General features: G+C 36.4%; 9 protein-coding genes. 6 read left to right on the top strand and 3 right to left on the bottom strand.

All coding sequences use genetic code 11. The features are described 5' to 3' along the window. Window positions 1-218: 218 nt before the first annotated feature. Both ACFIKR_RS08715 and ACFIKR_RS08710 read right to left on the bottom strand, forming a co-directional pair. Window positions 219-593 carry a hypothetical protein gene (locus ACFIKR_RS08715; protein ID WP_375659574.1) on the bottom strand — a complete coding sequence of 125 codons (375 nt, stop codon included), beginning with the start codon at window positions 591-593 and terminating at the stop codon, window positions 219-221. 234 nt (window positions 594-827) lie between these two features. After that, window positions 828-1,166 carry an XRE family transcriptional regulator gene (locus ACFIKR_RS08710; protein WP_375659573.1) on the bottom strand — a complete coding sequence of 113 codons (339 nt, stop codon included), beginning with the start codon at window positions 1,164-1,166 and terminating at the stop codon, window positions 828-830. A gap of 83 nt (window positions 1,167-1,249) precedes the next feature. Here ACFIKR_RS08710 and ACFIKR_RS08705 point away from each other — a divergent pair, with 83 nt between their 5' ends. Together ACFIKR_RS08705 and ACFIKR_RS08700 are read left to right on the top strand one after the other, a co-directional pair. Continuing rightward, window positions 1,250-1,609, top strand: a complete 360-nt coding sequence (locus ACFIKR_RS08705) for a hypothetical protein (protein WP_375659572.1) — start codon at window positions 1,250-1,252, stop codon at window positions 1,607-1,609. Between the two features lie 12 nt (window positions 1,610-1,621). Further along, window positions 1,622-2,074 (top strand): hypothetical protein, encoded by a 453-nt coding sequence (locus ACFIKR_RS08700; RefSeq protein WP_375659571.1) that lies wholly within the window; start codon window positions 1,622-1,624, stop codon window positions 2,072-2,074. Window positions 2,075-2,085: 11 nt separating this feature from the next. Here the strand turns inward: ACFIKR_RS08700 and ACFIKR_RS08695 are convergent, their stop codons facing one another. Further along, entirely contained in the window at window positions 2,086-2,958 is an 873-nt protein-coding gene (locus tag ACFIKR_RS08695; RefSeq protein WP_375659570.1) for a hypothetical protein, read from the bottom strand. Window positions 2,959-2,990: 32 nt separating this feature from the next. Between ACFIKR_RS08695 and ACFIKR_RS08690 the strand changes: the two genes are divergently transcribed. The 4 genes from ACFIKR_RS08690 to ACFIKR_RS08675 all read left to right on the top strand — a co-directional run. After that, on the top strand, window positions 2,991-3,320 hold the full coding sequence (locus tag ACFIKR_RS08690) for a dATP/dGTP diphosphohydrolase domain-containing protein (protein ID WP_006926482.1): 330 nt from the start codon (window positions 2,991-2,993) through the stop codon (window positions 3,318-3,320). Next, window positions 3,317-3,748 (top strand): hypothetical protein, encoded by a 432-nt coding sequence (locus tag ACFIKR_RS08685; protein ID WP_375659569.1) that lies wholly within the window; start codon window positions 3,317-3,319, stop codon window positions 3,746-3,748. The genes ACFIKR_RS08690 and ACFIKR_RS08685 overlap by 4 nt, the downstream gene beginning before the upstream one ends. A gap of 405 nt (window positions 3,749-4,153) precedes the next feature. Further along, window positions 4,154-4,621 carry a crossover junction endodeoxyribonuclease RuvC gene (locus tag ACFIKR_RS08680; protein ID WP_375659568.1) on the top strand — a complete coding sequence of 156 codons (468 nt, stop codon included), beginning with the start codon at window positions 4,154-4,156 and terminating at the stop codon, window positions 4,619-4,621. Beyond that, a partial coding sequence (locus tag ACFIKR_RS08675; RefSeq protein ID WP_375659575.1) for a DUF1376 domain-containing protein occupies window positions 4,614-4,750 on the top strand: 137 nt, incomplete at its 3' end. The genes ACFIKR_RS08680 and ACFIKR_RS08675, both read left to right, overlap by 8 nt.

Here is a 4,750-nt window from a genome sequence, read left to right as displayed (position 1 = left end):
CAATCATTAAACCAAGTGGAAAAATCTTGTTTCAAATGTAAGTACCTATGCATTACATGGGCATTGACCATTTGGACATAACCGATTTTGTTGTCTACCTCGTTTTCAGGCGTGAGATATCCTTCACTATCTTTATTAGTGTCATGTGTGTTCATGAGTTTACTCTAATCAATTATTGATGGGAAAAAGGGGGCGCTTTTAAATGCGCCCTTCAGAATTTAAAGCACATCACATGGGCGCAAACGGTGTTGTTGTTCATAGGTACCGTACATTGCATCATTATATTTTTCTTTTGCTAAATCAGATAAAAGATCGTGGTAAGCATCACTTTCACGTACAAAGTAATGAACCTTACTATCCTCATGGAGATGTTCGATATTTGCTTCTACATATGCGTCTGCAATCTCTTCAGAGATATCTTCACAATTATTCTCAGAAGGATTTATACGAAAGATTTGGATTGCATCATCTACCTCATCAACAATGCTTAGAATTTGGCTTGCATCAAGTGGTCCAGACTCTGCAATGTGTTGATCTTTATCGTAGGCAACTAATAAAATTTCATTGGAATTTATAAGAATTGGCTTATCCATAATTTTTCCTCCCTAACGCCTCTTGGCAATTGTTTGTGCGTGGTTTATGGATGTATAATACGTTTTTCGTAATAATTTGTCAAGAAAAAAAATACGATAAACGTAATTTATTATGTTTATAATCCACATGATTATTATCATTAAATATAAACGGGGACGTTATGTTGGAAATTAAAAGAAAAAAACGGCTATCTGCAATGCTAAATAAGTTAACTGAAAGCGAAAAAATGGCCTTTATGGATTTCTTGCTGCGAGCAAAGATTTTAAAAGATCCTCAACAATCTTTTTTTCAGAATCATTTGCTTGGGAATACAAATAAAGAAAATCATCAGAACACAATCCGGAAACAGGTGAGGAATCTTTAAAAAACTCCATAATCTTTACAAGTTCATCAGCTTTAACGTCTCTCATTTCTTTATTGGGATCGAGATTGACAATATTAGATATAGCCGGTCTACGCACTCTAAGATGGGCTGCAAGTTTTGCTTGACTTCCGCGGCCCATTTTATCGAGCTCTTGCTTTATCCAAATTTTTAGCTCTTTTTGTTTAACCATACTTAAGTTATTTCTCATTTTAAAAAACCTTACAATATTAAAAAATAAGAAAATACGTTTATCGTATTGACGAAAAGTTACTTATATCGTATTTTATTGCCATGATAAAAACATATACAGAAACAGCAAAATTTATAATTGCACATCTTGGTGGATATCAGAAGGTTGCTAATATTATTAATCGCAACGTTATTGTGGTTAGAAAATGGACTTATCCTCTTGAAAAACGGGAAGGTAAGGGTGGAATCATTCCGGCTAAATATCAAGTGATACTTTTAAACTATGCCGATAAACACAACATTGATCTACGTCCAGAGGATTTTTTCTATCCTGAGCGTTTGCAAGATTTGATGAAAGAAAAAAAATTATCTCCAACATCCGCATTCGTTGATTGTTCCCCTGTACGTGTGAAAGCATGTAAACAACGCGCTCTGTCACAACAGCAGCATTCACACTCTTAAAGAAGAAAGATCATGAGAAACGGAACATTGAAGAAACTCTACACACGGATTTGTGGATTAATAGGTTGTAATACGAAAATTGAGAATGGAGATAAGTTTGTGAAAGAATTCATACAAATACCATATCGTGACTGTAGCGTAGAAGATCTTGTGAAACGACACGAAACTCACACAACAATTCTTAAAAAACGAGAAGAATGGCATAAGTCAAAATTTGATAGTTGGATGAAATGGCATGAAGCAACTCTTGCAGAGCGAGATAAGTCAATTGAACAACAGCAAGTAGTACTTGAAAACCTATCCACTTTAATTAAGCAAAAAAATAAAACGCTGCATAAACAAAGATTAAAATTGGATTTACAGATGAGAGTTATTGATGAATTAAATAATAAAATCAATTATTTAATCAACAAAAAAGAAGAACCCAGATTGACGGATTTTGTTTTTGCAGGAGAAGTTTTTTAATTCTGGTGTCATTAATCCCAAAAATGAGGGTCGTTAATTAAAAGCGGATCTTTGGGATTAACTTCATAATAAGTCTCTTTTAAACGTGGATATGAAGCCCAAAAATGAACGGTGAATGTTTCCTCTGGATTAACAATTGAAGTGTGTTCAAGTGTAAAATTTGCAATGTTGCGAGAATTAGGCTTACGGCAGGTAATCATGAAATCTAAAAAAGTACAGCGTTTAGCGGATATAATAAAAAAATTTAAAGCATACTCTGATGAAGCATTTGATTTTATATTTTCGGGACATAACGCAATGAGTTTGGGCGTTGTCCTTTTAATAACGAGGTGCCCCTCCGAAGACTCAAATTTCCATTGAGTAAAAGGACAAGCGTTTTTAACAAACTTAAAGGGACTGTTTTTCGATATGCGTATATTCTTTATCATCATATCTTGTGTCGTAAGATTTTTAATGCACAGCTTTACCTTAACATGGGGAGTACCTTTATATTCTTGTGGGAGGAATATTGCCTTCAATTTTAAATATGGTCCCAAATCCCGTGCTTTTTTATCTTCTAATAGAATAGCTGTCTGGATTTCTGATGCTATAGTTTGTCGTTGGAAGATTTTAAGTTGTTTTTTTAAGCTTCGTTGTTGCACAAAAAGTGTCACCATTCCAGTAACTATCGTAGCAATGATAGGAGCAATCGTAAGATTATCACTTATCCAGTGCAGCAAAAATACAGCACTATCATTTATCCGGTGCAATAAGAATACAACCTTATCAACTACCCATTCTTGCATCATAACTCCCCCCACTTTTTTAGAATCGTTGGGAGGATACTTTTTCATAAACATTTTTTCAAGACAAGCAATCACAACACGCTCTGTCATAGCACACATATAAATACGTAGAGCCTTAAGGGGGAACAATCATGGTTTTTAAAGCACATAAGAATGACATTGGTAAACCGCGTGTTGATCTTATTCCACCGTTGACACTGATTGAAATCGGTAGAGTTTTAGAGCTTGGAGCAAACAAATACGGTGCAAGCAATTGGCGTCATGGCATGAATTGGAGCCGTTTGTATGGAGCTTCTTTACGTCATTTATTAGCATGGTTTGGTGGAGAGAATAAGGATGGCGAGAGTAATTTATCACACTTGGCACATGCGGCTTGTTGCATTCTTTTTTTAATGGAATGCGAGGCAAAACGGATTGGCCGAGATGACCGCCCTAAAAGCAAAGAATGGAGATCAGAATGAGTTCGAATGAGATTTTAATAGCGGGCTTGGTAGTTTTGGGAGCTTTGCTTGTATGCGGAGCGATGTTGCGTGTTGCATTTTATTATCGCAACAAAGTCAAAGTTCTTAAAGAGCAGGTCTTGACTTTAAAAAGCAGCATAAAAACTCTTGATGAAGAATACGCGTGGTCAAGAAGTGCATCTTCAAAGGACGTGGCAAAGAGAACTAGTGATCTGAATATTGCAATTAAAGAACGCGATAGAGCGATAAAAGAACTACAACAAAGGACTGAAGAACATGAAAAGGCGTTCAAAGATGTAAGTGAAGTAGTGATGGCACTAAAAGCAGATGTTCAATCACGTGACGAGGAAATTGAAAGACTAAAACAAGAGCTTAAGCAGCGTGAAGGTGCAGTAAAAACGCCGCCTCATAAGAAGAAAAGAAAGTGAGGGAAAAAAGATGAGTGTGACAGCGATAGCTTTGGGTATTGCATTTGTGATCTTTGATTTACTTATAATCTCCTTTGTTGTCTCGGAAATATTAGACAAAAAGAACGATAAACTCCGTGAGATCATTTCGAAAAAACATAAAATTTTACACGATTTGAAAATCCATATCTTCAAGAATGGGGTGGGAACATGAATCTAGGTGAATTAGTACTCTACTTATTCATATCAATAAATGCAGTGTTTTTTATTGCAATGATGGTTTTTATACTTTTAGTTGCGCCGATTTACATAGTGTATACTTCTGCTCAACCCGTCATAAAAAAGAAGAAAATTCTTAAGGAATTAGATGCTGAGATTGAGAGTTTAAAGCACAAGATTAATGAGAAGTAGGTACTGGTGATTTAGATGTCTCATACAATTCTTTGCCTTGATCTAGGGACTAAGACAGGCTGGGCGATATGCGGTGCGGATGGTCACATAACAAGCGATACAGAAGATTTTCAATCACGTCGTTTTGAAGGCGGTGGTATGCGTTATTTACGCTTTAAACGGTGGCTTACTGAACTAAAGAGATCTGTTGATGAAATTGACGCGGTGTATTTTGAAGAGGTGCGCCGGCATGTGGGTACAGACGCTTCTCATATTTATGGGGGCTTTCTAGCAACCTTAACAGCGTGGTGTGAACATCATCAGATACCATATGAAGGCATTCCTGTTGGCACAATTAAGAAGGCAACAACAGGAAAAGGCAACGCCTCAAAAGAAGAAATGATTAAGGCGGTATGTGCAAAAGGACATGTGCCTAAAGACGACAACGAAGCAGATGCTTTAGCAATTTTATATTTAATGAAAGAAGGGGGCGCGCATGTCTAATGCAATGCCATGGATAAGATTCCATTTGTATGACTGGATAAGTGGTACAGACGGAATGACGTTAGAGCAAAGGGGCGCTTATATGACGCTTCTCGTTCGCATGTACGATAAAAAAGCACCAATTAAAGA

The organism is Bartonella sp. MR30HLJHH (genome assembly GCF_042194195.1).
Taxonomy (GTDB): domain Bacteria; phylum Pseudomonadota; class Alphaproteobacteria; order Rhizobiales; family Rhizobiaceae; genus Bartonella; species Bartonella grahamii.
Note: the sequence above shows the minus strand (reverse complement) of the source record. Positions and strands in the feature narration are given on the sequence as shown.

Bases quoted from the DNA above. Each gene is read 5' to 3' on its own strand.
- ACFIKR_RS08685 (WP_375659569.1), top strand. From the start codon at position 3,317: ATGAGTTCGAATGAGATTTTAATAGCGGGCTTGGTAGTTTTGGGAGCT.
- ACFIKR_RS08695 (WP_375659570.1), bottom strand. From the start codon at position 2,958: ATGTGTGCTATGACAGAGCGTGTTGTGATTGCTTGTCTTGAAAAAATG.
- ACFIKR_RS08700 (WP_375659571.1), top strand. From the start codon at position 1,622: ATGAGAAACGGAACATTGAAGAAACTCTACACACGGATTTGTGGATTA.
- ACFIKR_RS08715 (WP_375659574.1), bottom strand. From the start codon at position 593: ATGGATAAGCCAATTCTTATAAATTCCAATGAAATTTTATTAGTTGCC.
- ACFIKR_RS08680 (WP_375659568.1), top strand. From the start codon at position 4,154: ATGTCTCATACAATTCTTTGCCTTGATCTAGGGACTAAGACAGGCTGG.
- ACFIKR_RS08690 (WP_006926482.1), top strand. From the start codon at position 2,991: ATGGTTTTTAAAGCACATAAGAATGACATTGGTAAACCGCGTGTTGAT.
- ACFIKR_RS08705 (WP_375659572.1), top strand. From the start codon at position 1,250: ATGATAAAAACATATACAGAAACAGCAAAATTTATAATTGCACATCTT.
- ACFIKR_RS08710 (WP_375659573.1), bottom strand. From the start codon at position 1,166: ATGAGAAATAACTTAAGTATGGTTAAACAAAAAGAGCTAAAAATTTGG.